The organism is Kitasatospora sp. SUK 42, from assembly GCF_015776785.2.
In the GTDB taxonomy this organism is placed as follows: Bacteria; Actinomycetota; Actinomycetes; order Streptomycetales; family Streptomycetaceae; genus Kitasatospora.
The window spans coordinates 1-328 of sequence record NZ_LFMD02000010.1 but is presented as its reverse complement, the minus strand read 5'-3'; the positions used below and the strand labels follow the sequence as shown (position 1 = coordinate 328).

Annotated in this window: 1 pseudogene; it reads left to right on the top strand. The window is 72.3% G+C overall.

Annotated features, from left to right (window positions below):
- Positions 1-328: pseudogene (locus RZ50_RS28095) on the top strand (IS110 family transposase); the annotation flags it as partial.

Below are 328 nucleotides of genomic sequence, written 5' to 3'. Positions count from 1 at the left end.
CGCCCTGTCCGGACGCGCCTCCAGTGCTCCGAAGGACGACACCGTCGCCGGCATACGCGCCCTGCACAACGCCGCCCGCTCCGCCGTCAAGGCCCGAACCGCAGCCCTCAACCAGATCGGTCAGATCCTCGTCACCGCGCCCGAGGCCGTGCGCACCCGATACGGGCGACTCAAGGCGGCCGAGCGCACCGAGGCCCTGGCCCGGCTGCGGCCGGCCGGGGACGCCGTCCACACCGCGGTCCTGACCGCGCTCAAGAGCCTCGCCCGGCGCGTCAAGGAGCTCACCACCGAACACCAGGTCCTCGTCAAAGCCCTCGATGTCGAGGTA